Annotated in this window: 24 protein-coding genes; 14 read left to right on the plus strand and 10 right to left on the minus strand. The window is 74.2% G+C overall.

Annotated elements, in window-relative coordinates; translation table 11 throughout:
• Positions 1 to 2: 2 nt before the first annotated feature.
• Positions 3 to 1,649 (plus strand): DUF5719 family protein, encoded by a 1,647-nt coding sequence (locus tag ACFVNO_RS03165; RefSeq protein ID WP_378888792.1) that lies wholly within the window; start codon positions 3 to 5, stop codon positions 1,647 to 1,649.
• Positions 1,650 to 1,718: 69 nt separating this feature from the next.
• Here ACFVNO_RS03165 and ACFVNO_RS03170 read toward each other — a convergent pair whose 3' ends face one another.
• On the minus strand, positions 1,719 to 2,069 hold the full coding sequence (locus ACFVNO_RS03170) for a metallopeptidase family protein (RefSeq protein ID WP_255647077.1): 351 nt from the start codon (positions 2,067 to 2,069) through the stop codon (positions 1,719 to 1,721).
• 267 nt (positions 2,070 to 2,336) lie between these two features.
• On the opposite strand from ACFVNO_RS03170, the gene ACFVNO_RS03175 reads away from it, so the two are divergent.
• From ACFVNO_RS03175 to ACFVNO_RS03190, 4 genes are all read left to right on the plus strand, one after another.
• Complete coding sequence (locus tag ACFVNO_RS03175; protein WP_220565046.1) at positions 2,337 to 2,711, plus strand: DUF3499 domain-containing protein; 375 nt, start codon at positions 2,337 to 2,339, stop codon at positions 2,709 to 2,711.
• A gap of 118 nt (positions 2,712 to 2,829) precedes the next feature.
• Positions 2,830 to 4,182: a phosphomannomutase/phosphoglucomutase gene (locus ACFVNO_RS03180; RefSeq protein WP_355256744.1), complete on the plus strand. Its 1,353-nt coding sequence runs from the start codon at positions 2,830 to 2,832 to the stop codon at positions 4,180 to 4,182.
• A gap of 65 nt (positions 4,183 to 4,247) precedes the next feature.
• A complete protein-coding gene (locus ACFVNO_RS03185; RefSeq protein ID WP_013154764.1) occupies positions 4,248 to 4,424 on the plus strand; it encodes a Trm112 family protein in 177 nt (58 codons plus the stop codon).
• A gap of 197 nt (positions 4,425 to 4,621) precedes the next feature.
• Complete coding sequence (locus tag ACFVNO_RS03190) at positions 4,622 to 5,980, plus strand: protein kinase (RefSeq protein WP_355256748.1); 1,359 nt, start codon at positions 4,622 to 4,624, stop codon at positions 5,978 to 5,980.
• A 61-nt stretch (positions 5,981 to 6,041) separates the two neighbouring features.
• On the opposite strand, the gene ACFVNO_RS03195 is transcribed toward ACFVNO_RS03190, so the two are convergent.
• Positions 6,042 to 7,181 carry a hypothetical protein gene (locus ACFVNO_RS03195; protein ID WP_378888797.1) on the minus strand — a complete coding sequence of 380 codons (1,140 nt, stop codon included), beginning with the start codon at positions 7,179 to 7,181 and terminating at the stop codon, positions 6,042 to 6,044.
• Positions 7,182 to 7,284: 103 nt separating this feature from the next.
• Positions 7,285 to 7,677 carry a MerR family transcriptional regulator gene (locus ACFVNO_RS03200; RefSeq protein ID WP_220565050.1) on the minus strand — a complete coding sequence of 131 codons (393 nt, stop codon included), beginning with the start codon at positions 7,675 to 7,677 and terminating at the stop codon, positions 7,285 to 7,287.
• A gap of 128 nt (positions 7,678 to 7,805) precedes the next feature.
• Here ACFVNO_RS03200 and ahcY point away from each other — a divergent pair, with 128 nt between their 5' ends.
• Together ahcY and ACFVNO_RS03210 are read left to right on the plus strand one after the other, a co-directional pair.
• Positions 7,806 to 9,242: an adenosylhomocysteinase gene (gene ahcY, locus ACFVNO_RS03205; protein ID WP_355256754.1), complete on the plus strand. Its 1,437-nt coding sequence runs from the start codon at positions 7,806 to 7,808 to the stop codon at positions 9,240 to 9,242.
• A gap of 67 nt (positions 9,243 to 9,309) precedes the next feature.
• The gene (locus ACFVNO_RS03210) at positions 9,310 to 10,572 is read left to right on the plus strand and encodes an adenosylhomocysteinase (RefSeq protein WP_355256757.1); all 1,263 of its coding nucleotides are present in this window, start codon (positions 9,310 to 9,312) and stop codon (positions 10,570 to 10,572) included.
• A gap of 39 nt (positions 10,573 to 10,611) precedes the next feature.
• Here the strand turns inward: ACFVNO_RS03210 and ACFVNO_RS03215 are convergent, their stop codons facing one another.
• Positions 10,612 to 11,427 (minus strand): RDD family protein, encoded by an 816-nt coding sequence (locus ACFVNO_RS03215; RefSeq protein ID WP_355256760.1) that lies wholly within the window; start codon positions 11,425 to 11,427, stop codon positions 10,612 to 10,614.
• Between the two features lie 114 nt (positions 11,428 to 11,541).
• On the opposite strand from ACFVNO_RS03215, the gene ACFVNO_RS03220 reads away from it, so the two are divergent.
• Positions 11,542 to 12,546 carry a stage II sporulation protein M gene (locus ACFVNO_RS03220; RefSeq protein ID WP_355256763.1) on the plus strand — a complete coding sequence of 335 codons (1,005 nt, stop codon included), beginning with the start codon at positions 11,542 to 11,544 and terminating at the stop codon, positions 12,544 to 12,546.
• A 42-nt stretch (positions 12,547 to 12,588) separates the two neighbouring features.
• Positions 12,589 to 12,771, plus strand: coding sequence for a DUF397 domain-containing protein (locus ACFVNO_RS03225; RefSeq protein WP_220565055.1), 183 nt, complete (start codon positions 12,589 to 12,591; stop codon positions 12,769 to 12,771).
• On the opposite strand, the gene ACFVNO_RS03230 is transcribed toward ACFVNO_RS03225, so the two are convergent.
• The 6 genes from ACFVNO_RS03230 to ACFVNO_RS03255 all read right to left on the minus strand — a co-directional run bounded on the left by ACFVNO_RS03230 (position 12,727) and on the right by ACFVNO_RS03255 (position 20,576).
• A complete protein-coding gene (locus tag ACFVNO_RS03230; protein WP_378888804.1) occupies positions 12,727 to 14,763 on the minus strand; it encodes a tetratricopeptide repeat protein in 2,037 nt (678 codons plus the stop codon). The two genes, ACFVNO_RS03225 and ACFVNO_RS03230, sit on opposite strands and share 45 nt — an antisense overlap.
• Before the next feature lie 121 nt (positions 14,764 to 14,884).
• The gene (locus tag ACFVNO_RS03235; protein ID WP_355256769.1) at positions 14,885 to 16,186 is read right to left on the minus strand and encodes a DUF58 domain-containing protein; all 1,302 of its coding nucleotides are present in this window, start codon (positions 16,184 to 16,186) and stop codon (positions 14,885 to 14,887) included.
• Complete coding sequence (locus tag ACFVNO_RS03240; RefSeq protein WP_355256772.1) at positions 16,186 to 17,169, minus strand: MoxR family ATPase; 984 nt, start codon at positions 17,167 to 17,169, stop codon at positions 16,186 to 16,188. The genes ACFVNO_RS03235 and ACFVNO_RS03240 overlap by 1 nt, the downstream gene beginning before the upstream one ends.
• A 46-nt stretch (positions 17,170 to 17,215) precedes the next feature.
• The gene (locus ACFVNO_RS03245) at positions 17,216 to 18,436 is read right to left on the minus strand and encodes a DUF4350 domain-containing protein (RefSeq protein ID WP_355256775.1); all 1,221 of its coding nucleotides are present in this window, start codon (positions 18,434 to 18,436) and stop codon (positions 17,216 to 17,218) included.
• Positions 18,433 to 19,056 carry a DUF4129 domain-containing protein gene (locus ACFVNO_RS03250; RefSeq protein WP_378888809.1) on the minus strand — a complete coding sequence of 208 codons (624 nt, stop codon included), beginning with the start codon at positions 19,054 to 19,056 and terminating at the stop codon, positions 18,433 to 18,435. The genes ACFVNO_RS03245 and ACFVNO_RS03250 overlap by 4 nt, the downstream gene beginning before the upstream one ends.
• Positions 19,053 to 20,576, minus strand: a complete 1,524-nt coding sequence (locus ACFVNO_RS03255; RefSeq protein WP_355256779.1) for a glycerophosphoryl diester phosphodiesterase membrane domain-containing protein — start codon at positions 20,574 to 20,576, stop codon at positions 19,053 to 19,055. Before ACFVNO_RS03255 ends, ACFVNO_RS03250 begins: the two co-directional genes overlap by 4 nt.
• Positions 20,577 to 21,022: 446 nt before the next feature.
• On the opposite strand from ACFVNO_RS03255, the gene mtrA reads away from it, so the two are divergent.
• The 5 genes from mtrA to ACFVNO_RS03280 all read left to right on the plus strand — a co-directional run bounded on the left by mtrA (position 21,023) and on the right by ACFVNO_RS03280 (position 26,795).
• The gene (gene mtrA, locus ACFVNO_RS03260) at positions 21,023 to 21,700 is read left to right on the plus strand and encodes an MtrAB system response regulator MtrA (protein ID WP_073376517.1); all 678 of its coding nucleotides are present in this window, start codon (positions 21,023 to 21,025) and stop codon (positions 21,698 to 21,700) included.
• Positions 21,701 to 21,716: 16 nt separating this feature from the next.
• A complete protein-coding gene (mtrB, locus tag ACFVNO_RS03265) occupies positions 21,717 to 23,462 on the plus strand; it encodes an MtrAB system histidine kinase MtrB (RefSeq protein ID WP_220565062.1) in 1,746 nt (581 codons plus the stop codon).
• Positions 23,459 to 25,339, plus strand: coding sequence for an LpqB family beta-propeller domain-containing protein (locus ACFVNO_RS03270; protein WP_355256784.1), 1,881 nt, complete (start codon positions 23,459 to 23,461; stop codon positions 25,337 to 25,339). Before mtrB ends, ACFVNO_RS03270 begins: the two co-directional genes overlap by 4 nt.
• A 221-nt stretch (positions 25,340 to 25,560) precedes the next feature.
• The gene (locus ACFVNO_RS03275; protein ID WP_355256787.1) at positions 25,561 to 25,980 is read left to right on the plus strand and encodes an SgcJ/EcaC family oxidoreductase; all 420 of its coding nucleotides are present in this window, start codon (positions 25,561 to 25,563) and stop codon (positions 25,978 to 25,980) included.
• Between the two features lie 74 nt (positions 25,981 to 26,054).
• Complete coding sequence (locus ACFVNO_RS03280) at positions 26,055 to 26,795, plus strand: phosphoribosyltransferase family protein (RefSeq protein WP_355256790.1); 741 nt, start codon at positions 26,055 to 26,057, stop codon at positions 26,793 to 26,795.
• Positions 26,796 to 26,838: the final 43 nt, after the last annotated feature.

The following is a 26,838-nucleotide window of genomic DNA, read 5'->3' on the forward strand; positions in this document are numbered from 1 at the left end:
CCGTGCGACTGATCGTGGAGAACCGGTTCGCGCTGTTCGGACTGGTCGCGCTGGCCCTGGCCGCGCTGTTCGGCATCGCCGTGGCGGTCCGGCCGGTGACCGCCGAACTGGGCGTCACCGGCCCCGGGACCGCCCGCCCCTCCCACACGCTGCGGGTCTGCCCGGCACCGCACGACGAGGACGCCGACAGCTCCGTCGCCGCGTTCGCGCCCCGGGTCAGCCGCGACGACACCGGCGGCCTGTGGGCCGTCCCGGTCCCGCCCGCCGCCGAGGACACGGACGAGGACACGGACGGGGCCGGGGGCGCGGCGGGGCGGGACGGCTCCGACGCGCAGAGCACCTCCACCGGCACCAGCGGCGCCCCCGACCCCGACATGCTCCTGGGCGAGGAGCTGACCGAACCCGGCAGCGTGTGGGGGGTCGACACCTCCGGCGCCGCCGAGCCGACCGCCGTCCACGCCCGGGGCTCGCTCGCCTCCGGCCTGGAGTCGGCCCAGATCACCGTCGCCTCCGACGGCGTCACCGAGGTGCGCTGCGCCGAGCCCTCGGTGAGCACCTGGTTCGCCCTGCCCGGCGGCGGCGACTCCGAGGGCGTCCGGCTGGAGCGGATCACCGTCCACCTCGCCAACCCCGAGACCTCCCGGGCCACCGCCAGCCTGGACATCCACACCAGCGGCGGGCCGTCCTACTCCCTCGACAGCCGGGGCATCTCCCTGCTGCCCGGTCAGTCCACGGAACTGGACATCACCGAACTGGCACAGAGCATCGGCGGGATCGGCGTGCAGGTGCGCACCAGCACCGGCCGGGTCGCCGCCTCGCTGCTCGCCGAGCACGTCGAGGGGCACACCGACTGGGTCCCGCCCACCGCGGCCCCCGCCCGCGAGCACGTGATCCCGGGCGTCCCGGGCGGCGGCGGGCGGCGCCACCTGGTCGTCACCGCCCCGGGTGAGGAGCCCGCCCGGGTGCGCGTCCACGTCATCGGGCCCGACGGCGGATCCGGGCAGGCCGGGGAAGGGGCCGGGGAGGGCGGGGAGGACGACGCCGTGGCGGCCGAGGGCACCCCGGACGACCCTCTGGAGCTGCGGGTCCCACCCGCCGCCTCCGCCCGGGTCAGCCTGGACGCCGCCCTGGCCGGGCGGGCCGGAGCGGTCGTGGTGGAGTCCGACGTGCCCGTGGTCGCCGGGGTGGCCGCCGAGTCCACCGGCGACGACCCCGACGAGATCCTGGAGACCGCCTACACCGCGGCCGTGCCGCCGCTGTCGTTCCCGCTGGACACCACGGCGGTGCTGCCCGACTCCCCGGAGGGCACCACGACCCGGCTCGTGCTCACGGCCCCGGAGGGCGACGTCCGGCTGATGGCCACCCCGGTCGGGGCCGACGGCACCCAGGGCGACGCGGTCCGCACCGAGATCGCCGCGGGCACCACGGCGGTGTTCGGCGGGGACGGCGAGGGCTGGACGGCACCGGAGGGGACCGACCCCGCGGACGGCTACACGGTCCGCCTGGACCTGCTGGAGGGCTCGGGGCCGCTGTACGCGGCCCGGATCCTCACCGACGGCGACGGTCTCAGCGCGCTGCCGGTGCGCCCGGCGCCGGTGGAGGTGGCCCTGCCGGTCGTGCGCGACACGATGGTGGGCCTGGTGCCCTGAGCGGCGCGGGCCGGGGCCCGGCGGCGGTCTCCACGGGCCGCCTCCGGGACCGGGACCCGGCCGGCGCGGTCAGTTCTCGGGGTCGACCGACTCCGGTTCCACGCCGAGCAGGTTGGCGACCTCCTCGACCACGGTCTCGTGGACGAGGAGGGCCATCTCCTCCGGGTCCTTGGTCCGGATCTCCAGCGGACGCCGGTACACCACGATGCGGGCCCGGCCCGAGGGATCGGTCTCCAGTCGGGAGAAGGGGATCGCCTCGGTCAGGGGGCCCCGGGGCGGAACCGGCGGGACGTCCTCCACGAGGAAGTCGACGTTCGCCAGTTCGCGCGCCCACAACCGCTCCAGGCGTTCGACCGCGTCCAGCACGAGGTCGTCGAACGCCTGCGCACGGCTGCGGAACACCGGCAGGTCGGAGGGCACGAGAGGACCGCGGATGCCTCGGCCGCGGCGGTCCCGGCGTCGCACTCGGTCAGGTTGGCCATGGGAAGGGCGCACTCGTCGCACACTTCGAGACTAAGCCATCACGGGCGCCTCGCGTAGCCCCGCGGGCGCGCCGATCGACCGGCCCCCCGCGCCGCCCCGGCGGAAGGCGCGTCCGGCACCGGTATCGCGTTGGACACCACGAAACAGACCAGGTCGTGGAACGATGCTGGCGTGTCCCTCAGTAAAGGCATACAGTCGAACGCTGTGAGCCCTGTTCGACGCTGCTCCCGAACCGCCTGCCGGCAGCCCGCCGTCTTCACGCTCACGTACGTCTACGCCGACTCGACGGCCGTCCTCGGACCGCTCGCCGCCTACGTGGAACCGCACTGCTACGACCTCTGCGCCATGCACGCCGACCGCCTGACGGCACCGCGCGGCTGGGAGGTCGTCCGGCTCCCCGTCGAGACGGTGGGCGGAGGTCCCGGAAGCGACGACCTGGAGGCCCTCGCGGACGCCGTACGTGAGGCGGCGCGCCCGCCGGCCCGTCCGGCCGACGACGCCGACGGCCCCGACGGCATGCGCCGAGGACACCTGCGGGTCGTCCGCTCCGACCCCTCCCGGCCGGATCCCCGACCCTGAGCGGCCGGCGCGCCCTCGTACCGGGGGGCCGCCGCGCCCCTTGCTAGGTTGGTACCGCGCGCGGGCGTGCCCGCGCGGCATGACCATTCGGAGCAGGACCGATCCGGCCGGAGAAGACGTGGCAGACCTCGCAGGCATCTTCAAGGCATACGACGTACGCGGTGTGATCCCCGACACCCTCGACGCGGACATCTCCCGGGCGATCGGGGCGGCCTTCGCCCGGACCGTCGGCGGACCGGCGGTCGTGGTCGCCCACGACATGCGCCCCTCCTCGCCGGAGCTGGCCCGCGCCTTCGCCGACGGGGTCACCTCACAGGGCGTCGACGTGGTCTTCGCCGGACTGGGCTCCACCGACCTGCTGTACTACGGCTCCGGCGCGCTCGACCTGCCCGGCGCGATGTTCACCGCCAGCCACAACCCCGCCCAGTACAACGGCATCAAGATGTGCCGGGCCGGGGCCGCCCCCATCAGCGCCGAGACCGGCCTGGCCGAGATCCGCCGGCTGGCCGAGGAGGGCGTGCCCGCCCACGACGGCCCGGCCGGCACGGTCACCGAGAAGGACCTGCTCACCGGGTACGCCGACCACCTGCGGACCCTGGTGGACCTGTCCGGGATCCGGCCGCTCAAGGTCGTCGTGGACGCGGGCAACGGCATGGGCGGCCACACCGTCCCGGCCGTCCTGGAGCAGGGCCTGCCGCTGGAGATCGTGCCGCTCTACTTCGAGCTCGACGGCACCTTCCCCAACCACCCGGCCAACCCCCTGGACCCGGCCAACATCGTCGACCTCCAGAAGAAGGTCCGCGAGACCGGCGCGGACATCGGCCTGGCCTTCGACGGCGACGCCGACCGCTGCTTCGTCGTGGACGAGAACGGCGACGCCGTGCCGCCCTCGGCGATCACCGCTCTGGTCGCGGTGCAGGAGCTGGCCCGGGACCCCGGCGCGACGGTCATCCACAACCTCATCACCTCGCACGCCGTGCCCGAGATCGTCCGCGAGCACGGCGGCGTCCCGGTGCGCACCCGCGTGGGCCACTCCTACATCAAGGCCACCATGGCCGAGACCGGCGCGGTGTTCGGCGGCGAGCACTCCGCCCACTACTACTTCCGCGACTTCTGGAAGGCCGACACCGGCATGCTCGCCGCCATGCACGTCCTGCGCGTGCTGGGCTCCGACGAGCGGCCGCTGTCGGAGATCACCGCCGAGTACTCGCGTTACGCCGCCTCGGGCGAGATCAACTCCGAGGTCGCCGACGCCGCCGGCCGTACGGCCGCGGTGCGCGACGCTTTCGCCGGGCGCGAGGGCGCCGAGGTCGACGAGCTGGACGGCCTGACCGTCACGCTGCCCGACGGCTCCTGGTTCAACCTGCGGGCCTCCAACACCGAGCCGCTGCTGCGGCTCAACGTCGAGGCCCCGGACGCGGCCGCGGTCAACGCGCTGCGCGACGAGGTGCTGGCCATCGTCCGCTCCTGAGAGGGGGCATGATGGAGGGGTGGGACGTTCGGCCGTCCCGCCCCGCACGACGAGGAACGAGGACCATGAGCACGAAGATCGACGGCTGGCTGCTGGAGATCCTGGCCTGCCCGCAGAGCCAGGCGCCGCTGCGCCACGACCCCGAGACCGACGAGCTGGTCTGCGACGAGAGCGGTCTGGCCTACCCGATCCGGGACGGCATCCCCGTCCTGCTGGTCGACGAGGCCCGCAAGATCGGCTGACGGTGTCCCGGACGGGGAAGGGGCCGAATTCATGTCGGACCCTTATGGAACGTTATGGGCATTCCGGTAGTCATAGCGGGTGCGACGAAGTGAGAGACTTCGTCTCCGGGGGGTGACGGACGCACCGTCCCATACCCCCGCAAGCCGTACCCTGTTCGTGCCCACCCCGTCCAACACGACCTCCCTGGAGGACACCGATGCCCGGTCCCGAACCGCTACAGCCGAGCGACCCCTCCGCGTTCGGCGATTACAGCGTGACCGGACGCCTGGGCAAGGGCGGCCAGGGCATCGTGTACCTGGCCGAGGACCCGCAGGGCGAGGAGTACGCGGTCAAGGTCCTCAACGACCAGTGGTCCCGCGACAGCGACCTGCGCAAGCGGTTCGAGAAGGAGGTCCGCGCCGCGCAGAAGGTCGCCTCCTTCTGCACCGCCGCGATCATCGACGCGCAGCTCGACAGCGATCCGCCCTACGTGGTCAGCGAGTTCGTGCCCGGCAAGGACCTCCAGGAGACGGTCGCCAAGGGCGCCCCGCTGCGCGGCTCGGCGCTGCAGCGGCTCGCGGTCTCCACCGCCACCGCGCTCGTGGCCATCCACAAGGCCGGGATCGTCCACCGCGACTTCAAGCCCGGCAACGTGCTGCTGGGCCCGGACGGGCCCCGCGTCATCGACTTCGGCATCGCCCGGGTCGACGACGGCACCGCCACCATGACCAACTCGATCGTCGGCACGCCCTCCTACATGGCGCCCGAGCAGATCGAGGGGCGCGGCATCACCGACAAGTGCGACGTCTTCGCCTGGGGCTGCGTCATCGCGTTCGCCTCCAGCGGGCGTGCGCCGTTCGGCTCCGACACCGTCCCGGCGGTCGTGCACCGGGTCATCAGCGCCCCGCCGGACATCGACGGCGTCGACGAGGCCCTGCGCCCCATCGTCGCGGCCTGCCTGAACAAGGACCCCGCCCAGCGGCCCACCGCCCAGAAGCTCCTCATGCGCCTGCTCGGCCACGAGGACGCCGACGAGGCCCCCTCCACCGAGGATGCCCTCAAGCAGGGCGAGCAGATCGCCCAGACCGGCCTCATCCCGCAGGGGCAGATGCCGGTGCGCCCGCAGACCGGGCCCCAGGGCGGGTTCGGCCACGGCCACCCCGGCACCTCCAACCCGCGGCCCGGCATGGGCCTGCCCGGGCACCCCGGGACGTCCAACCCCCAGCACGGAATGGGCGTGCCCGGCCACCCCGGCTACCCGCACCCGGGCACCTCCAACCCGCGGCCCGGCATGGGCCTGCCCGGGCACCCCGGGACGTCCAACCCCCAGCACGGCATGGGCGTGCCCGGCCACCCCGGCACCTCCGGCCCGCGGCCGGTCGGCCCCTACCCGCAGGGGCCCCAGCCGCAGTTCGGCAACCCGCTGGTCACGGGCAACCCCAACCAGACCTACGGGGGACCGGCGCAGCAGCCGCCCGCCGAGGAGTCGATCCTCCAGCAGAGCTGGGTGATCCCGGCGGTCCTCATGACGATCCTCATCCTCGTCCTGCTGCTGGTCCTCATCGTCGTCTCCTGAACGCGAACGCCCGCGGGGCCCGGCACCGCGCGGTGCCGGGCCCCGCGGGCGTTCGAGGGCGTCAGACCCGGGTGAGCCCGCCCAGCGCCAGGGACACCCCCTCGTCCACCAGGTCGCGGATCCGCGGCCAGCGGTCGTCCACGCAGTCGGCGGGCATCAGGGTCACGGCCTCGGTGCCCGAGATGCCGGGAACGTCGCGCACCCCGTCCGGGTCGGTCAGTCGCCCGTCCACGGTGACCGCCAGCACCCCCGTCCGGGGGCGGCCGATCTCCTGCACCACCACCACGAGCGACAGCGTCGTGTCCTCCACCGTCAGCTCCAGCGCCGTCCACCAGTGAGCGGCGCCCGGGGTGAGCACGGCCCGCCCCGCCTCGGAGAGGCCCTCCGCCCCGGCGCCGGAATCGTGGCCGCCGGTGCGGACCACGGCGCGCGCCGCGGGGTCCAGGCCGCGCAGGATGAGGCCCACCGACTCCCGGTGCGAGCGCAGGTGGTCCGTCACCCGGCGGCGGGTCACCGCCGCCAGGGGCGGCACCGGCTCCCCGGGGTCGGGCGCGGATCCCGGCGGCGTCCAGCTCAGCTCGTCGCGCAGCGCCGCCGTGACGGCCCGGGCCAGCGCCGAAACGGTCGGCGCCAGGCTCTCGTCGGAGTCCGGGCCGGGGCCCGCGGGCGGGTGCACCGGCGGCAGCGGCGGCAGGTCCGCACGGCGCAGCACCAGCGCGGCCACCAGCCACGGCAGCAGCCGCGGGGCCTCGTTCCCGCGGTCCAGCTCGGTGACGGCCGCCAGTGTCTCGGCGTAGGTGTGCGCCGCGCGGACCAGGGGGTGGCCCGGGACCGCCGCGGGGGCGGCCACGGCGCGGGCCCGGTCGTACTCGACCAGGGGCGCGGCCGGGGCGCGGAAAGCGCCCGGGTCGGGCAGGGAGTGGACGCGGTCGGCGAGTTCGAGCACGTAGTCGGGGTCGAGCGCGCGGCCGCCCATCCCGTCCGCCAGCGCCGACTCCAGGTACTCGGCCAGGGGCCCGCCGACCCCGGCCCCCTCGATCCGCGACCGGACCAGGGACCGGCGCGCGGCCTCGCGCGCCTCCCGGGGCTGGGCCTGCCGGTGACCGGACCAGATCCGGCGCAGCCGGTCGACGTCGGTCAGCTCTTCGCGCACGCGGTCGGGGAGCCGCTCCGGGTCCGCACTCAGGCGTAGGGTATCCACGCTCTCTCCGTAGCCCGTGGGCGCTCCGGTGAAACCTGCCCGATGGCCCCTTGACCGGGCGCCCGGGCCCGCCCGTACGGCGCGGCGGCTCCGACCTGCGCGATCAGGGGCGCCGGCCCAGCAGGCGCATCGCCTTCTGCTTCTCGAAGTCCAGGGCGCGGGCCGGCGCCGGGGCCAGCCGCCCCAGCCGCTCCCCGTGGGCGCGCACCCGCGCCAGCACCTCGGGCTCGGACAGCACGCGCAGCGCGAACGCCAGCGCGGCCGGGGGGATGTCGAACTCCCGCTCCAGCTCCAGGCCGGTCGCGATGGTCCGCACGTCCTCCTCGGTGAACCGGCGGTGCCGGTGCCCCCGCCCCGTAGGCTGCTCCTGGGTGCGGGGCAGCAGCCCCAGCCCTTCCCGGTACCGGAGCATGCGCGGGGTCGTCCCCACCCGTTCGGCGGCGGCCGAGATGGGCATCGGAACGCCGTACGCGGCGGAGGTGTCGTGCAGGGCCATGCCGACGACCCTAACCGAGCCCGGCGCCCATACCGGCGCAACCTGACACCGCGTTGTCAGATTCGTGCTGATGGCGGGCGCCCGGGCCTAGAATCAGGGGCGCCACGACCATCACGAGTGAGGAACGCATGGCTTTCGACTTCAAGGTCGCCGACCTGTCCCTGGCCGCCTTCGGCCGCGACGAGATCCGGCTCGCCGAGCACGAGATGCCCGGCCTCATGGCGACCCGCGCCGAGTACGGTGACAGCAAGCCGCTCCAGGGCGCCCGCATCATGGGCTCGCTGCACATGACCGTCCAGACCGCGGTCCTCATCGAGACCCTGGTCGCGCTGGGCGCCGAGGTGCGCTGGGTCAGCTGCAACATCTTCTCCACCCAGGACCACGCCGCCGCCGCGGTCGTCGTCGGCCCCGACGGCACCGTCGACGACCCCAAGGGCGTCCCGGTCTTCGCCTGGAAGGGCGAGACCCTGGAGGAGTACTGGTGGTGCACCGAGCAGGCGCTGACCTGGCCCGGCGGTGAGGGCCCCAACATGATCCTGGACGACGGCGGCGACGCCACCATGCTCGTCCACAAGGGCGCCCAGTACGAGAAGGCCGGGGCCGTCCCCGACCCCTCCACCGCCGACAGCGAGGAGTTCGAGGTCGTCCTCAAGCTGCTCCAGGCGAGCCTGGCCCAGGACCCGACCAAGTGGACGACCATCGCCGAGCGCATCAAGGGCGTCACCGAGGAGACCACCACCGGTGTCCTGCGCCTGTACGAGATGCAGCGCGACGGCAGCCTGGCCTTCCCGGCGATCAACGTCAACGACTCGGTCACCAAGAGCAAGTTCGACAACAAGTACGGCATCCGCCACTCGCTGCCCGACGGCATCATGCGCGCCACCGACGTCCTCATCGGCGGCAAGGTGGCCGTGGTGTGCGGCTACGGCGACGTGGGCAAGGGCGCCGCGGAGGCGCTGCGCGGCCAGGGCGCCCGGGTCGTCGTCACCGAGATCGACCCGATCAACGCCCTCCAGGCCGCCATGGACGGCTACCAGGTCACCACCCTGGAGGACGTGGTGGGGACCGGTGACATCTTCATCACCACCACCGGCAACTTCAACGTCATCATGACCGAGCACATGTCGGCGATGAAGCACCAGGCGATCGTCGGCAACGTCGGCCACTTCGACAACGAGATCGACATGGCCGGCCTGGCGAAGGTCCCCGGCATCACCAAGAAGGAGATCAAGCCGCAGGTCCACGAGTGGACCTTCCCCGACGGCCACACCATCCTGGTGCTGTCCGAGGGCCGCCTGCTCAACCTGGGCAACGCCACCGGCCACCCCAGCTTCGTGATGTCCAACAGCTTCACCAACCAGGTCATCGCGCAGATCGAGCTGTTCACCAAGCCCGACGAGTACCCGATCGGCGTGTACACGCTGCCCAAGATCCTCGACGAGAAGGTCGCCCGCCTCCACCTGGACGCCCTCGGCGTCAAGCTGACCAGGCTCAGCAAGGAGCAGGCCGCCTACATCGGCGTGGACGTCGAGGGCCCCTACAAGTCGGACCACTACCGCTACTAGGGCGTCCGCCATCTCCGGGGCCGGCGCCGCACGCCGGCCCCGGAGCCGCCACCACAGAACGGGCTCCATGACCGGGACTCCACACGAGGTCGCCGACCTGGCCCTGGCCCCGGCCGGGGTGCGCCGGGTCGCCTGGGCCGAGCGGTCCATGCCGGTGCTGCGCAGTATCCACGCGCGCTTCGCCGCCGAGCGGCCCCTGGCCGGGCTGCGCGTCGCCGCCTGCCTGCACGTGACCGCCGAGACCGCCAACCTCCTGCGCGTCCTGCGCGTCGGCGGAGCCGAGGTGGCCCTGGCCGCCTCCAACCCGCTCTCCACCCAGGATGACACGGCGGCCGCGCTGGTCGCCGAGTACGGGGTGGCCGTGCACGCCTGGGCCGGGATGGACCCCGCCTCCTACGACCGCAACCTGGTCACGGTGCTCCGGACCCGGCCCCACCTGCTGCTGGACGACGGCTGCGACCTCGTCCACACCCTGCACGCCGCCCGCCCCGACCTGCTCGAAGGCGTCCTGGGCGGCTGCGAGCAGACCACCACCGGCGTCATCCGGCTGCGCCGCATGAGCGCCGAGGGCGAACTGCGGCTGCCCATGGTCGCGGTCAACGACACCGCCACCAAGCGCATGTTCGACAACCGGTACGGCACCGGCCAGTCCACCATCGACGGCATCCTGCGGGCCACCAACACCATGCTCGCGGGCCGCACCGTCGTCGTCGCCGGGTTCGGCTACTGCGGGCGCGGCCTGGCCGAACGCGCCCGCGGCATGGGTGCCCGCGTCATCGTCACCGAGGTGGACCCGGTCAAGGCCCTGGACGCCGTCATGCAGGGGTACACGGTCGCCGCCATGGAGAGCGCCGCCCCGGTCGGGGACGTGTTCATCACCGCGACCGGCAACCGCGACGTGATCCGCGAGGAGCACCTCGCCCTGATGCGCGACGGCGCGATCCTCGCCAACTCGGGCCACTTCGACCTGGAGATCGACCTGGCCGCGCTGGACCGGCTCGCGGTCGCCGTGGACCGCGGGGTGCGCGAGCACGCCGACGAGTACGAGTTCGCCGACGGCCGCCGGGTCCTGCTGCTGTCCGAGGGCCGCCTGGTCAACCTGGGCGCCGCCGAGGGGCACCCGGCCGCCGTCATGGACCTGTCGTTCGCCGCGCAGGCCCTCACCACCGCCTGGCTGGCCCGCGCCCACGCGGACCTCGCCCCGGGCGTCGTGGACGTCCCGGACGAGATCGACACCGAGGTCGCCGGGCTGGAGCTGGCCGCCCTGGGCGTCGCCATCGACACGCTCACCCCAGAGCAGGAGTCCTACCTGCGCTCCTGGCACCCCTGACCGGGGCGTGTCCCGGCACTGGCCGGGAGGCGGCGCGCGTCAGGAGGCGGGGCGGTGCTGGGAGCGCTGCTGCTGGAGGGCGATCTGCTGGCGGCGCCGGCGCTCGGCCAGCACGGCCGCGAGGAAGTCCGCGGGCGCGACGCCCGGCGGCGGGGGCGGGCTGATCTGCGCGGCCACCGCGTCGGCCAGCCGGACGCCCATCTCGTGGCGGGTGTGCTCGGCCAGCTCGTAGTAGCGCAGGACGTACTGGCGGGCCGCCGCGGCCGTCTCCGGCGCGAGCCGGGACAGGTCGGCCCCCGACGCCCACCCCGCCAGGTACGGCGGCATGGGGATGTGCTCCTGGCGGGGGCGCCCCGTCCGCTCCTCCACGACCATGGTGCCCGCCAGGAAGTCGCCGACCCGGCGCCCGTCCTTGCTGATCATCGAGGTGATCAGCGCGATCACGCCGGTCGTCGCCCAGATCTCGAAGAACCCCGCCAGGGCCCGCGCCAGCGCCTGCCGGAACCGCTCGGGCGTCCCGTCGGTGCCGACCACGCGCAGGCCCAGCGCCATCTTGCCCAGGGACCGGCCGCGCGAGATGGTCTCGAACGCCGTCGGGTAGCCCACGAAGATCAGGATCATGCCGCCCAGGAACACCGCGGCGGTCGCCGCCGGGTCCACGGCGGTGCCCATCCAGGCCACCAGCACCATGTGCAGCACGAAGAGCGCGCCCTGCACGATCACGTCGATGAGCAGGGCCACCGCACGGGTCGCGAACCCCGCCGCGCGCAGGTCCAGGACCACCGCGTCCCCCGTGACCAGGGGCGTCGTACCGTACGCGTCGCCGCGCACCTCACCACCGCCGGGATAGGACACCGGTGCTGCTCCCTCGGGGCCGAACGGAACTTCCGACCCCGACACTACCCGCAGGCCGGGCACCGCGTTCCCACCGGCGGCGTTCCCGGGCCGCGAGACGGTAGGGTCCCTTGCGTGGATATCGACGTTTTCGCCGCGGCGCACAACGGGGACTGGGAGCGCCTGGAACGGCTGGTCCGCCGACGGCGCCGACTCGACGGCGCCGAGGTCGACGAACTCGTCGACCTCTACCAGCGGGTGTCCACCCACCTGTCGGTGGTGCGCTCCTCCGGCCAGGACCCCGCCCTGGTGGGCCGCCTGTCCGCGCTGATCGCGCGCGCCCGCTCCGCGGTGACCGGCGCCCACGACCCCGCCTGGCGCGACCTCGTGGGGTTCTTCACCCGGGTCTTCCCCGCGATCCTGTACCGGCTGCGCTGGTGGTGGCTGGGCATGACCGCGGGCACCGTCGGCATCGCGGCGGCCGTGGCCTGGTGGATCGTCGCCGACCCCGCGGTGATGCACGCGATGGGCACGCCCGAGTACGTCGCCCAGGTGGTCGAGTACGAGTTCGCGAACTACTACGTCGAGAACCCGCGGGGCTCCTTCGCCGCCCAGGTGTGGACCAACAACGCGTGGGTGGCGGCGCAGGCGATCCTGTACGGCGTCGCGTTCGGGGTGCCGACGCTGTACGTGATGCTGTTGAACGCGCTGAACCTGGGCGCCATGGCCGGGCTGATGATCGGCCACGGGCGGGCCGACGTGTTCTTCGGGCTGATCCTGCCGCACGGCCTCCTGGAGCTGACCGCCGTGTTCGTGGCGGGCGGCATCGGCCTGCGGCTGGGCTGGTCGCTCATCGCCCCCGGCGACCGCACCCGGCTGCGCGCCTTCGCCGAGGAGGGCCGCTCGGCGGTGGCGGCGGCGCTGGGGCTCGCGGTGGTGCTGTTCATCTCCGGCCTGATCGAGGGCCTGGTCACGGGGAACACGGTCGCCGGGCACATCCCGATCCCGGTGGCGCTGGGGATCGGCGTGCTGGCGGAGGTGCTGTTCCTGCTGTACGTGTTCGTGGTCGGCCGCCGGGCCCACCTGGAGGGCGAGACCGGGGACATCAGGAACGCGCCCGCGGCGGTGCCGGTGGCCTGAGTGCCCTGGCCCGCCGGGCCCGGGTGTGGCAGTGTCGGGCCCATGAGCGAAGCCCCCCACTGGTTCAAGAGCTCCTACAGCAGCTTCGAGGACGCCTGTGTCGAGGTGGCCTTCGGGGTCCCGGCCGGTGTCATGGTGCGCGACACGCAGAACCGGTCCGCCGTCGTCCTGGCGGTCGGCTCACGTGAGTGGTCCGCCCTCGTCACCTCGGCCGCGCGCGTCTGAACCCTTCACGGCCCGTCTGGCCCGCTCCGCGCGTTCACGGGCCTGGACGACCAGTGTGTTCTCCTCGCCCATGGCCGCGGCCCGTGTCCGGGCGACCTCGTCGAACATCGCGGCGGCGCGGGCGTGGTCCCCGCGCTCGGCCGCGTTGCGGGCCAGGAAGTAATCGGCCTGGCCGGTGTTCGGGTGATCCTCGCCCAGAGCACGGCTCCAGGCTTCGCGGACCCTGAGGAAGCCCGCCTCCGCTCCGTCATTGTCACCGCGGAGCATGCGGATGTAGGCGAGGTTCTGCAGCGCGTGGAGCGCGGTCGGCTCCTCCTCCCGCCCCTCGTAGGCCGCCAGTACCGTCTGAAAGCCCTGTACCGCGGCTTTCAGGTCACCACGCAGCCCGGCGATGAGGGCGACCTGGTGCAGGCTGCTCAGAGTATCGGGGTGGTCGGGTCCGAGCCTGGACGCCCGGTCGCTGTGGACCGAGCGGTAGATCTCCTGGGCCTCGCCCCACCGGTCCAGGGCGCGCAGTGAATCGGCCCAGGCGTGCCGGGCGCGCAGCGTCTCCGGGTGCGTGCCGCCCAGGGCGGCTTCGGCCGTCTCGACGAGCCGGCCCAGGGACCTCTCCGCCTCCAGCCGGTCCCCGAGCAGCATCGCGACCCTGAAACGCCCCACGGAGGCCTGGACGACGGTTGGATGCCGGGCGTGGTGTACACGGGCCAGGACCCCGGCCAGCGCTGCATAGGCGGAGGCCTCCAGGGTGAAATCGCTGTCGGACTGCCACTGGAGCAGACCGCTGACGATGTCCGTCACCGCACTGTCGCCGATCCCCGCGCGGACGGTCTCCGCCACCAGGGGGTGCATCCGCAGCGCCGCCTCCCCGCCGTGCTCGCCCAGGGCGACCAGTCCGTGCACGATCAGGGCGTTGACGGCGCGTGCCAGCCCCACGTCGTCGAGGCCCTCCAGCGGACCGGACGCCAGTTCCGCCGGGGGCAGCCGCCGCAGCGGCACCGGCACCGCGTTCGACCCCAGGACCGCCAGGACCTGGAGCAGGGGGCGGGCGTACGGCTCCCGCTCCGCCACCGACCGCAGCGACAGGTCCCACACGCCCGACAGCAGCCGCCGGTCCACGTCGGGCCCGGTCACGAACGGCGCCGCCAGCTCGTCCAGCCGGTCCACGCCCTCCTCCAGGCGCGCCAGCAGCGCGCGGGCGTCGGGGAACAGCACCCGGTGCGTCGCCAGGATGCGCCCGGCCAGCGACAGCGCCAGCGGCACCCGGCCCAGCCGCTCCGCCAGCTCCTCCGCCCCGGCCGTCCCCGCCAGCGCCGAGTGGTCGGCCAGCGCCGCCGCCGCGGCCCCCGCCTCCAGCGCCTCCACCCGGTGGATCCGTGCGGGCGCCCACTGGGCGGGGTCGTCCACCCGCGTCGTCACCAGCACGAACCCGCCCGGACTGGCCCGCATCCACCCCAGCTGGTCGCCGGGCCGGTTCTCCGGATCCAGCTCCTCGGGCCGGTCGGCGTTGTCGATGACCAGCAGCCACGGCCGCGGTGCGTCGTCCAGGTGCCGCCACACCCACCGCATCGCCAGATGCCGGGTGGTCCGCACCTCCTCGGCCTCCCGCCGCGACCCGCCCAGCTCCACGGCGACCTCGATCATGCTCGCCGCGACGCTGCCGGGCCGCACCCAGAACACCGTCCGCCCCTCGGCCCGCGCCCGCCCGGCCAGCTCCGCCGCCACCGTGGTCTTGCCGAACCCGCCGGGCCCGGTCAGCACGTGCGGCACGTCCGCCCCGGCGCGCATCTTCGCCAGCAGTTCCCCGACCAGCCCCTCCCGGCCGCGCACCGCCGTCGCGGGGCGCGGCGGGTCCAGCACCACGTCCGCCCCCGGCGGGGGAGCGGGCCGCTCCCCGGCGTTGATGGTGAGGCTCTGGATGTCGCGCGCCTGGACCAGCCGCCCGTACACGCCGCCGTCCACCGAGTTCACGTGCGGTCCGGGGGAAGAGTCCATGCCCACATACTGCCGGAGTGCCCCACCGCCCGCGGGCGGACCGCACACGTGCGGGCTCGGTGAGCACGGGAAAGGGCGGGGTGGCCGGAACCGGCCACCCCGCCCCCGGGGACCCGCGCCGCTACAGGCGGCCCTGGGCCTTGAGGTTGATGTAGGCGTCGGCCAGCGCCGGGGCGATGTGCTCGGGCTCGGCGTCCACGACCTCCACCCCGACCCGGCGCAGCTCCGCCGTCACCCGGCGCCGCTCGGCCAGCGTGCGCTCGGCGGCGGCCGCCCGGTACACGGCCGCGGAGTCGTCGCGACCGGCCGCCATCGCCGTCACGGCGGGGTCCTGCACGGCCGCGACCAGCAGCAGGTGCCGCGCGGTCAGCGCCGGCACCCGGGGCAGCAGCCCCTCCTCCAGCGCCGCCGCGTTGAGGTCGGTGAGCAGCACCACCAGCGAGCGGGTCCGGCCCTGGGCGGTCAGGATCGCGCTCGCCGTGCCCGCCGGGTCGGACTCCAGCAGCTCCGCCTCCAGCGGGGCCATCGCCTCCACGATCCGGTGCACCTGGCTGCCCTTGCCGGCCGCCTTGACCTGCGCCCGCACCCGGCGGTCGTAGGCCAGGAAGTCCACCCGGTCGCCCGCCTTGCCCGCCAGCGCGGCCAGCAGCAGGGCAGCGTCCATGGCGTGGTCCAGGCGGGGCGTGTCGCCCACCCGGCCCGCGGAGGTGCGGCCGGTGTCGAGCACGATGAGGATGCGCCGGTCCCGTTCGGGGCGCCAGGTGCGCACCACCACCCCGTCGTTGCGCGCGCTGGCCCGCCAGTCGATGGACCGCACGTCGTCGCCGGGCACGTAGTCGCGCAGGGAGTCGAACTCGCTGCCCTGGCCGCGCACCATCGCCGTGTGCTGGCCCTCCAGCTCCCGCAGCCGCGACAGCTTCCCGGGCAGGTGGCGGCGGCTGTGGAACGGCGGCAGCACCCGCACCGTCCACGGCGCGGGCAGCGTGCGCTGCCGCCCGGCCAGCCGCAGCGGGCCCAGGCTGCGCACGGTCACCCCGGCGGCGCGGGCGTCGCCCCGCCGGGTCGGGACGAGCGTCGTGCGCACCCGGCGCCGCTCTCCCGCGTCCACCCGCAGCGGCTGCACCCGGGGCCCGGCGTGCGCGCTCGGCGGCCAGGCGTCGCGGACGGTCCCGCGCAGGCGGCGCCGCGTCGGGTTGGCCACGGTGACCTCGACGGAGGCGGCGTCCCCCAGTCGCAGCGACGTATCGCCCGCCCGGGACAGCCGCAGCGCCCGGGGGCTCGCCGCCAGCAGCACGTCGACGGCGACCGTCACCACCAGGGCGGCGACGGCGGCCGCGGCCGCCCACGGGCCCAGGGAGCCGGAGAACGCCACGGCGACGGTCAGCACCCCCGCGAGCAGGACCGCCCGGCCGGTGACCACCATCAGCGCGGCACCGGGACGGAGGACAGCACGCCCTCCAGGATCCCGTCCGTGGTCGCGCCCTCCAGCTCCGCCTCCGGGCGCAGCGAGATCCGGTGCCGCAGGGTGCCCTTGGCCAGCGCCTTCACGTCGTCGGGGGTCACGTAGTCGCGGCCCGACAGCCACGCCCACGCCCGGGAGGTGCGCATCAGGGCCGTCGCACCGCGCGGGGAGGCGCCCAGCTGCAGCGACGGCGACTGCCGGGTGGCCCGGCACAGGTCCACGGTGTACCCGAGCACCTCGGGGGCCACCCGCACGGTCTCCACGGCCCGGCGGGCCGCGTGCAGGTCGGCGGCCCCCGCCACCGCGGTCACCCCGGCGGCGCCCAGGTCGCCGGGGTCGAACCCGGCGGCGTGGCGGCCCAGGATCTCCACCTCGGCCTCCCGCGGCGGCAGCGGGACCGTCACCTTGAGCAGGAACCGGTCCAGCTGCGCCTCGGGCAGCGGGTAGGTGCCCTCGTACTCCACCGGGTTCTGGGTGGCGGCCACCAGGAACGGGTCGGGCAGCGCCATCGGGCGCCCCTCCACCGTCACCTGCCGCTCCTCCATGGCCTCCAGCAGCGACGCCTGGGTCTTGGGCGGGGTCCGGTTGATCTCGTCGGCCAGCAGCAGGTTGGTGAACACCGGGCCCTGGAGGAACTCGAATTTGGCGGTGTTCTGGTCGTACACCAGAGACCCCGTCACGTCGCCGGGCATCAGGTCGGGGGTGAACTGCACCCGCTTGTGGTCCAGCGACAGGGCCGCCGACACGGTGCGCACCAGCAGCGTCTTGGCGACACCGGGCACACCCTCCAGCAGTACGTGGCCGCGGCACAGCAGCGCCACGACCAGCGCGGTCACCGTCTCGTCCTGGCCCACGACCGCCTTGGCCACCTCGCGGCGCAGGGCGACCAGGGCCTGCCGCGCCTCATCGGCCGAGGGGGGTGCCTCGTGTGTGAAGGCGCTCACGTGCCGTCCACCTCTCTCGCTCTGTCGGAATTCTCCGTCGGTCCGGTCACCGCAGCCTCCGGGACCGTTCGTCCAGTTCGGCGGCCAGCCGCAGCAGGCCGCCGTCGTCGGCCGCGTACGGGTCGGCCCCCTGCGGGTACAGCAGCCCGCGCACGGTTCCGGGGTCGTCCCCGGTGCGCTCGGCGACCGCCGCGATCACCGCGTCGGGCGGGGCGTCCGGCCCCAGCCCCAGCCGGGCGCCGTGCCGGTCCAGGAAGCCCGTGCGCAGCGCGCCGACCACCCGGTCGCGCGCCGCGCGCGACCGGTACAGCCCGGCCCGCCCCTCGGTGGTCTCCGAGGCGCGCACCACCACCGGCAGCGACTCGGGCACCAGCGCGCCCATGCGGCGGCCCTGCCACAGCACGAGCAGCACCAGGCCCGCCGCCAGCGGCAGCAGGGACCAGCGCACCCCGGCGGGCAGCAGCTCGGGCAGCGAGGCCGTCCCCTCCTGCCGGGGCGGGTCGGGGCGCAGCCACACCACGGTCCCGGCGTCCAGCAGGTTGAGGGCCAGGGCGGCGTCGCCGCCCCGGTCCAGCAGCCGGTTGGTCCACGGGTTCCCGTTGCCCAGCACGGTGGTGGTCGTGCCGTTCTCGGTCACCTGGACCAGGGCGTCGCCCGCCCCGGCCGGGTAGCAGCCCACGGCGTCGGTCCCCGGAGCGGCGGTGTACAGCTCGCCGTGCACGTACGCGGAGCCCGCGGCCTCGGCGGCGGGCAGGTCGCAGTGCGGCTCCAGCGGCCGCTCCAGGATGTCGCGGGGCAGCTCGCGGCCGGTCATCTCCACCCCGGGGGCGAACGCCGACAGCGACCGCACCGAGGGGCGCACCAGGACGGTGTCCACGTCCAGGGCGGCCAGCCGGTCCAGCTCCTCGGGCAGCAGCCGGTGGTCCAGGAACACGACCAGGACCGCGTCCTCGGCGGCGCCGACCGCGTCGGCGGCGTCGCCGGAGGAGCGGACCACCTCGACCTCGCGGTCCTCGCCCAGCACGTTCACCAGGGCGCGGGTGCCGTCCGGGGCGACGCTGCCGGGCTCCAGGTGGCCGGTGGGGAACTGCTCCCCGCCCAGCGACATCAGCACGGACACCACGACGAGCGAGGCCGCCAGGATCGCGGGGAAGCGGGCGGCCCGCCAGAGGCGGCGGACGGCCGACTCCGGGGGAGCGCCGGCGGGGGGCACCGGGTCGACGGGGGCGGCCGGGCCGGCGGGGGCCTCGGGGGAGTGGACGGTCATCCGCGCGCCTCCTCGGGATCCAGGGCCGGACGGGCCGCGCGCAGGCGCTCGTCGAGCTCGCGCAGCACCCGGGCGGTGTCGGCGGTCGCCGGGCGGTCGCCGTAGACGACGTCGTTGAACAGGCGGGCGCCCTCGCGCAGCCCCCCGGCCTCGCCGGGCAGCGCCTTCGCGGCCTCGGCGGCCAGCTCCGTGGCCGTGCGCCCGGCGCGCGGCGCGATGATCGTGCGGTCCTCCAGGTCGACGCTGATCGCGCGCATCCGCTCGGTGACGGCGGCCGTGTACTCCCCGGCCTCCTCGTGGGCCAGGGCGGCCGCGCGGTGGTCGGCCGCCGACCGGGGCGCGGTCCGGTGGACGGCGCCCTCGCCGCGGCGGGTCCGCGAGGGGCGCAGCCACAGGACGAGCCAGAGCACCAGCAGCGCGACCACGACGAGCAGGACCGCGGTGGCCCACCCGCCGCCGACGCCCGGGACGGGGACCTCCAGGCTGGAGAGCCATTCCAGGAAACGGTCCAGCAGGGAGGGCTCCTGCTGCCCGTACACCGGGTCGCTCAGCTCCTCGACGGCGCGGCGGCGCCCCTCGTCCCCGGTCACCTCCAGGACGGCCGCGAACGGCGCCGTCACGCCCGCTGCTCCGGCAGGTAGATCTCCGGGCCGACCTCGCGGCCGGACAGGGCCGCGGTGTGCAGCTTCAGGTCCAGGCCCTCGCGCCGCATCCGCAGGTCGACGTAGAGCAGGGTGGTCACACCCACGGTGAAGGGGGTGGACACGGAGTAGATCAGGACGTTGCCCAGGTAGATGAGGGCCCCGGACGCGACCGTGGCCCACAGGGCCTCGGGCGCGATGAACACGGGCACGATCCCGGCGATGCTGAACGGCATGCCCAGCAGGTTGGTCACGAAGCCGATGAGGATCATCGACAGCAGGACGATGCCGAAGATCCGCCACCAGCTCCCCTGGGTCAGCCTCCAGGAGCGGGCCAGGGCCTCCCCGGCGCCGACGCGCTCCAGGATCACGATGGGCATGGCGAAGTAGAGCCGGATCAGGATCCAGGCGGACAGCGCGATGCCGCCGATCAGCCCGACCACCAGGGAGAGGATGATGACGGTGATGCCCGCCCCCTCGCTCCCGGCGTAGGCCAGGGCCACGCCCGCGACCACGCCCCCGATGAGGAGGAGCGCGACGACCATCGTCAGGGCGAACCCGATGAGCAGCTGGAGGACGGCCACGCCCACCGCCGGGCCGAGCCGCGCCCGGAAGGCCGCCCAGGTCTGGCCGGGCGTCAGGGTGCGGCCCAGCACGGCCATGCCGACCGCCGTGGTGAGCAGGCCGGTGAGGAAGACGATCCCGGCGTAGTTCACCAGGGCGCCGCCGTACATCGTGAGGACCGACCAGAGGCTGAAGGGCATCGGGTCGTTCGGGTCGACGGACATCGGGTCGTTGATGACCTGGTCCATGAACGTCCCGTAGTCGGCCATGTAGCCGCTGAAGCCGATGGAGGTGACGATGCTGGAGACCGCCATGATGATCAGCGACAGGCCGACCATGGTCTTGGGGTTGCGGCGGATGAGGGTGAACGCGCCGTTGAGGATGTCCCCGAGGGTCATCGGGCGCAGCGCCACCACGCCGGGCTTGGGAGCCTGCGGCCGGAACGGGCCGTGACCGGGCGGGTACTGCCCCGGGGCCGCCTGCCACTGGCCGGTCTGCGGACCGGTGTGGGGGCCGGCCCAGGGGCCCTGTCCGGGCTGCGGACCGTACCCGGGGGCGGCGAACCCCTGCGCGGGCGCCTGTCCGTACGCCGGCTGTCCGTACGCGGGCTGCTGGTAGGCCTGCTGTCCGTACCCGGGCGCCCCGTGCCCCTGCGCCGCGGGCTCGCCCGAGCCCGGTGCGGCGAACCCGGAGGGCGCGCTCTCCGCGGGGGCGCCGCCCGCGGGCGGCGCGAAGGACGGGTACTGGGAGGGGTACCGCGGCTCCGCGGACCCCGGCGCGCCCTGCGCCCCGGCGGGGTCGCCCCCCTGTCCCGGAGCGGCCCAGGACTCCGCGCCCCCGGCGCCGTCCCGGGCGTCGGGCACGGGCGATCCACCGTCGGCGGGCACCTCCGGGGCCTCCCCCGACGGGTTCCGGTGGTCGTCCTCCTGGGTCATCTGCCCCCGCCCTCCGTGAGGTTCGGTTACGCTGCGCAAGCGGACCGGGTTCCGCATTCACGTCTCGGAGAACAACCTACCGGCCGGTTCCCCCGAAGTCGGGCACGGTCCGGGCCCCTTCGCGGGCAACCGACGCACTTCATTCTTTTTGTATGCTTTCTGTTACCAACCGGTCGGGCGTTATCAAGGGCGCCATCACCCTCCCGGCCAGGGAGGACGCCCGAAGTGGCCGAAATCGGCCCCGGAAGGTCCCAAAGACATCGACCGCGCCTCCCACCGCTCCAGGAGATGGCAGGGTGGGGGACAATGACGGTTCCCCGCGTCGGACCGTGACGGCGCACCCGTAGACCGCACCGACGACGTTCGTGTTCTTCCGAGGAGAGAGGAGTAGGCGCCGCGAACTCCGCCCCACAGGGTGGGACCGACGCCCGGCGCCGGACACACCGATGAAGGGACGTGTACTGGTTGTCGACGACGACCTCGCCCTCGCAGAGATGCTCGGCATCGTGCTGCGCGGCGAGGGCTTCGAGCCCTCGTTCGTCCATGACGGCGACAAGGCGCTCGAGGCCTTCCGCGAGACCAAGCCCGACCTGGTCCTCCTCGACCTGATGCTGCCCGGCGCCGACGGCATCGACGTGTGCCGCCAGATCCGCGCCGAGTCCGGCGTGCCGATCGTCATGCTCACCGCCAAGAGCGACACCATCGACGTCGTCCTGGGCCTGGAGTCGGGCGCCGACGACTACATCGTCAAGCCGTTCAAGCCCAAGGAGCTCGTCGCCCGCATCCGCGTGCGCCTGCGCCGCACCGAGGAGCCCGCGCCCGAGGTGCTCCAGATCGGCGACATCACCATCGACGTCGCCGGGCACGCCGTGCGCCGCGACGGCGAGCAGATCAGCCTCACCCCGCTGGAGTTTGACCTGCTGGTCGCCCTGGCCCGCAAGCCGCGCCAGGTGTTCACCCGCGAGGTCCTGCTCGAGCAGGTCTGGGGTTACCGCCACGCAGCCGACACCCGCCTGGTCAACGTGCACGTGCAGCGCCTGCGCGCCAAGATCGAGAAGGACCCCGAGCACCCGGAGGTCGTCGTGACCGTCCGCGGTGTCGGCTACAAGGCCGGTACGGCCTGATCCGCACGAAGCGCCCATGACCGCAGCCGCACCCGAGGAGCAGCGGGGGGCCGACCCCGAGGGGGAGCGGCCGCCCCGGCCCTCCGGACGAACCGAGTCCGGAGGGGGCCGACGTGATGCCCGGGACGCCGACTCCGGGCTCACCCGCGCGTACCTGTTCGCCCAGCGGGCGGCCCGCGCGCTGGTCCGCGGCGTCCACACCAACTGGCGCCGCTCCCTGCACCTGCGGGTCATCTCCACGACCCTGGTGCTGTCCCTGGTGGTCATGGCCGGCCTGGGCTACGTGCTCATCTCCCAGGTGCGCAGCGGGCTGCTGGACGCCAAGATCGCCACCGCGGTCAACGACCACCGCGCCGGGCTCAACTACGCGCTCGCCGAGATCCAGGAGAACGAGACCGGCGACCGCGACCGGCTGATGTACAACATCGTCAGCGAGCTCGCCGGGCGCAGCGGCGACACCGGCCTGTACGGGGTCGTCATCCTCCCGTCGGTGGACGACGAGCTCGGCTGGGTGGGCGAGGAGTCCCCGGACAAGCAGCTCGACCTGAGCGTCCCGGAACGGCTCATCGACCAGGTCGGCGACTCGATGGGCGACCAGCAGTACCACACCTACGCGCGCATCATGAACGAGGCGGAGGGCACCGAGGAGCCCGCCCTGGTCGTGGGCGCCGAGCTCACCCACGCCTACGAGCTGTACTACGTCTTCCCGCTCCAGCACGAGCAGGAGATCCTCGACCTGGTCCAGCGCACCGTCGTCCTTGTCGGCGCGCTGCTGGTCGTCCTCCTGGGCCTCATCGCCTACGTCGTCACCCGCCAGGTCGTCTCGCCGGTCCGCTCCGCCGCCCAGTCCGCCGAGCGGCTGGCCGCCGGCGACCTGTCCGAGCGCATGACCGTCCAGGGCGAGGACGACCTGGCGCGCCTGGCCGTGTCCTTCAACGACATGGCCGGGACCCTCCAGGAGAAGATCCAGGAGCTGGAGGAGCTGTCCAAGCTCCAGCGCCAGTTCGTCTCCGACGTCTCCCACGAGCTGCGGACCCCGCTCACCACCATCAAGATGGCCGGCGACCTGCTCTTCGACGACCGCGACGAGCTCGAACCCGCCATGCGCCGCTCGGTCGAGCTGCTGCAGAGCCAGGTGGAGCGGTTCGAGGAACTGCTCGCCGACCTGCTCGAGATCAGCCGCCACGACGCGGGCGCGGCCACCCTGGGGACCGAGCCCTCCGACATCCGCGACGCCGTGATGAAGGCGGTCGGCGACGCCGAGCAGATCGCCGAGAAGCGCGGCATCAAGGTCGTCATGCGGCTGCCCGCCGACCCGTGCGTCGCCGAGTACGACCCCCGGCGGATCAACCGCATCCTGCGCAACCTGGTGGTCAACGCCATCGAGCACAGCGAGGGGCGCGACGTGGTGGTCACCGCCGCGGGCGACCGCGACGCCGTCGCCGTCGCCGTGCGCGACTACGGCGTCGGCCTCAAGGAGGGCGAGGAGCACTTGTGCTTCGACCGCTTCTGGCGGGCCGACCCGGCGCGGGTGCGCACCACGGGGGGCACCGGACTGGGCCTGTCCATCGCCAAGGAGGACGCCGCCCTGCACGGCGGCTGGCTCCAGGCGTGGGGCATGCCCGGCCAGGGGTCCCAGTTCCGCCTGTCCCTGCCCCGGCTCGCGGGCGCCGAGCTGCGCGGCTCCCCGCTGCCGCTGGTGCCCCCGGAGTTCTCGCTGGGCCGCGCCTACCCCCGTGAGGGGGGAGAGGACCACCCGTGAGCAGAAACCTCCTGGTGTTCGGCGCCTCCGCGCTGTCCTGCCTGTTCCTCACCTCGTGCGCCAGCGTGCCGATGACCGGCCCGGTGGTCCCGGGCGAGGGCGGCGACGGCAGCGCCGACCCCTACGGCGGCTACGTGCGGCTGCTGCCCGCCGGCCCGCAGGCGGGCATGAACCCGGACGGGCTGGTCGGCAGCTTCCTCAAGGACATGGGCAGCTTCGAGGAGGACCACGGGGCGGCCCGCATCTACATGCTGCCCGACACCGGCCGGGAGTGGTCCCCGGACGGGTCCGTCAAGGTCTTCACCGACCTGGACACCGTGGACCTGGAGACCGAGGTGTCCGAGGACGGGCTCACCGCGACCGTGCGGATGCGCACCCCGCTGGTCGCCACCATCGACGAGGACGGCAAGTACCGCCCCGGCACCCCGGGGACGCTGATGGACGAGACGTTCACGCTCGCCCGTGAGGACGGCGACCCCGAGGGCGAATGGCGGATCCAGAGCCTGCCCGACGACCTGATCCTCAGCCAGCTCGACGTGGAGCGCACCCACCGGCCGTTCAACCTGTACTACTTCAACCCGGAGGGCACCTCCCTGGTGCCCGACCCGATCTACCTCCCGGTGAGCACCGACCGGCTGGCCGAGCGGCTGCTGGCGCGCCTGGGGGAGGGGCCGACCTCCTGGCTGGGGCCCGCGGTGCGCTCGGAGTTCCCCGAGGACTCCCGGGTCGGCGTGACCGTGGACGCGGAGAGCGTCGTGGTGGAGCTGGACCGCGTCGGCGACATCGACGAGTTCCGGCTGGGCGCCCAGATCGCCTGGACGCTGCGCCAGATCCCGGACGTGCAGGAATTCACGCTGGTCGTGAACGGCGAGGAGGTGGCGTTCGCGGCCGCCGACGGCGACAGCGCCGACCGGCCCCGGCCCGCCAGCACGTTCTGGAACGGGGTCGGCCCGGGGGCGCTGCGCTCGGGGGTGCGCGCCTACTACTCCCACGAGGGGCAGCTCTGGTCCGCCTCGGAGTGGGACACCGATGTCTTCGGCGACGCCGAGCGCGTCCCGGGGCCGCTGGGCGCGGGCGACGTCCTCCTGGAGCGGTTCGCCGTCTCCATCGACGAGAGCACCGTCGCGGGCATCACCATGGGCGGCGAGACGGTCGTGACCTCCGCCTCCGCGCCCGGCGCCGCGGTCGAGGAGGTCCTCGACGAGGGCGCCTTCACCGAGCTGTCCTGGGACATCGACGGGAACCTGTGGGTGGTCGAGGAGATCGGCGGCCCGGAGGACGACCCCGGGGAGGGAGAGGGGGACGGGTCAGAGGAGGAGCCCTCCGATCCCCCCGCCGACCCCGAGACGCTCGCGGACCCGGCCCCGCCGGAGCCGGGGGCCTCCGCGGTCTGGGTGCTGCGCGACGCCCAGGAGGTGGTCCGGGTGGACGTCGGCGACCTGCGCGACGAGTCCCTGGTGCACTTCCGGGTGTCCCGCGACGGCGCGCGCGCCGCCGTGGTCACCGAGGTGGACGGCCGGCGCTCGCTCAAGGTGGGCCGGGTGGTCACCGACGAGGACGGCCGGGTGTCGGTGGAGGACTTCGTGCCCCTGGCCGGGGAGCTGGAGGAGGTCACCGAGATCTCCTGGAGGTCGGCCGACCAGCTGGCCGTGCTGGGCCGCCGCGAGGCCGGCACCGACCAGGTGTTCCTCGTCGCCCTGGACGGCGGCACCCCGCCCTCCAGCGCCGGCAACTCGGTCACCGGGCTGGTCACCATCTCCGGCGCGCCGGGCCAGCCCCTGGTGGCGGGCACCGACGACGGCAACATCTGGATCTCCAACGACCGCCTGAACTGGCAGACCGCGGTGGAGGGCAGCTCCCCCACCTTCCCGGGCTGATCCGGGGCCGACCCCCGGGGCCGACCCCCGGGGCCGACCCCCGAGGGCCGGTCGACGCCCGGGGGGGGGCGACCTCGATCACCGCGGTGGAGGGCGGCTTCCCCGGCTTCCCGGGCTGATCCGGTGGCCGATCTCCGGGGCCGACCTCCGGGGGTGTCCTCCGGGACCGGACGACGCCCGGGGGTTGACCTCAACCATGGTTGAGGCCCGATGCTCGGGTCATGGACACGACACAGCCGGACGATATGACCCGCGAGACCGAGACCGAGCGCCTGCGCGCGGTGGTCGCGACGCTCGAACACTCCCAGCGCGAGAGACTGCCCGAGGAGTTCATCGGCCTGTTCCGCGAGGACGCGATCTGGACCACGGCGCACGGCAAACGGCTGTTCGGCCGGAACGAGATCGCCGCGTTCACGCGCAAGGTCCTGCCGGGCTCCGTGCAGGAGGGAACGGTCTTCTACGAGGTCGAGCACGTGCTGTTCCTGCGCCCCGACGTCGCCGCCGTCAAGGCCCGCGCGACCTACCGCGACCCCGACGGCGCGCAGATCGGCAACCAGGGCAGCCCCATGTACGTGATGACCAAGGAGGGCGACCGCTGGTTGCTCACCGCCAACCAGAACACCGAGATCCTCGACGGCTGACACCCGCCGCCCGGGTTTTCCACAGGTTCGGGGAAGGGGTGGCGGGGCCGCCCCCGGTCGCAGATCCTCGAAGTATGGATGTCGGGAAGGCCCTTGTCAGGGCACTCGTGCGGATCCGGGACGCGCTCCTGGATCTGCTGCTCCCACGGGCCTGCCCCGGGTGCGCGGGACCGGCCGGGGGCGGCGCGCCGCTGTGCCCCATGTGCCGCGACGCGCTGGTGCGGCGGCCGCACCGGTGCGCGCCGCGCCCGGGGTGTCCGCCGGTCTGGGCGGCCGGCCCCTACGCCGGGCTGCACCGCCGGGTGCTGCTCGCCTACAAGGAGGGCGACGACGCGCTGGCCCGCGTGTGGGGCGGGCGCCTGGCGGCGGTCTGCGAGGCGAGCGGGCTCGTCGGCGCCGACACCCTGCTGGTGCCGATCCCCGGGCGCGGGCCGCCGCACGATCCGCGCGCCCCGGTGGCCCGGCTCGCGGCTGCGGCCTGCGGGGAGCACCGCGGCGGGACGCTCCTGCCGCTGCTGCGCCACCGGGGCCGGGTGCGGCGCCAGGCGGGCCTGGGCCGCCGGGAGCGGCTGGCCAACCGGGCGGGCGCGTTCCGAGCGGACCCGGTCCCGGCGTGGGCGGCCGGCCGCCGTGCCGTGGTGGTCGACGACGTCGTCACCACGGGCGCGACACTGGCCGAGGCGACGCGCGCGCTGCGCGCCGCCGGGCTGCGCGTGGCCGGCGCGGTGGTGCTCGCCGAGCGCCTTCCGACTGTGGACGGAGGTGAGACCCCGTTCCACGGGGAGAAGGTTTTACGAACGCCCCCGAAACCATGAAAAGTCCTTGTGTACAGGGGTTCGCGGTGTTTTTCCGGGGCTC

The sequence above is a fragment of the Nocardiopsis sp. NPDC057823 genome (assembly GCF_042797335.1).
Classification (GTDB): domain Bacteria; phylum Actinomycetota; class Actinomycetes; order Streptosporangiales; family Streptosporangiaceae; genus Nocardiopsis; species Nocardiopsis changdeensis.